Origin of the sequence: Rhodopirellula halodulae, assembly GCF_020966775.1 — a bacterium.
GTDB lineage: Bacteria > Planctomycetota > Planctomycetia > Pirellulales > Pirellulaceae > Rhodopirellula > Rhodopirellula halodulae.
On record NZ_JAJKFV010000020.1, the window covers coordinates 1 to 1,018 of the forward strand.

General features: G+C 53.4%; 1 protein-coding gene. It reads right to left on the minus strand.

Features of this window, described 5'->3' with window-relative positions:
- Positions 1-774 precede the first annotated feature (774 nt).
- A partial coding sequence (locus tag LOC70_RS12815; RefSeq protein ID WP_230253980.1) for a hypothetical protein occupies positions 775-1,018 on the minus strand: 244 nt, incomplete at its 5' end.

Genomic DNA, 1,018 nt, shown 5'->3' on the forward strand with positions numbered 1-1,018 from the left:
TCGCATCAATCGGACGGATGCTCCGAAGACTTGCACCCGCTGGCGACCAACCTCCGTTCAAATATCGACTTACAACCTGAATCGGTTTCCGGATAGGCTCTTAGAGCGATCTTCAAGATGTCGAAAAAGACCGCGAGTGAGGCTTCACCTAGGCCCATGTCAGTACAAACACTCCAGTCGGGTAACGTAGGTGATCAGCGGGGACGGGCGAAAGACGTGCAAGCAGACGAGAAAACGAACCACCCGTCCTCCGTTGCATCACTTGGTTACCCGAAAATTGCCAGTCAGGTCAGAAGAAACATTGTCATGAAGAGAGGAAAACTGCAATGATCACGCAGAATGCGGCCAAAAGCAAAATAGAGCCAAAGATGTGTTTTCCCGAGAGCATGAGGTAGGCGGAAGCAAGTAACAGCGATGCCAAAACAAGGTAGAAGGCTGTTCCAGCCAGTCGCATGCGAGTAACAAGTGTCGCAAGAGGGCCATAAAGTGGGTCTGTGATCAAGAGGGTGAGCGAATACAAGCCGGACAGCAGCGCAAGGGAGCCAATCAGGAGTGACAGGCCACCGAGTGCACGCCATAAGAACCTGCAGGACAAGCTCCCACCTTGAGGTGCATAAGAAGGCGAAGCGTAGGGGGTCTCGGCGATTGGTCTTGGCATCGGTCGGGTAACGTCACCAATCACCCGGCGGCGACGAGAGATTGTCCATTTGAAAACGCCCGACTTCGCCGCTCGGGTGCATTGGATTGTTCTGCCTTCGTCGGTAACGGAACCAATCAGAAGACGCCTTGTCCACCAGAATCTTCCCAGCCCTCGAAATCAATCAACCATCCAGCTTCGGCTGCCTGCAGCATCACGCTCCATTCTGCTCCGGTCGCTAAAGGATCTGTTGGTACCGAAATGCTAAACCAGTCGGAGGCTGGGTTCAGTGGAGTGTCCCCATAGCCATACGCAGATTTCATTTGAGCAATCCGGTTTAGGATTCGAGGCCAGATTTCTGACCAGCAGGTACGAATCGCG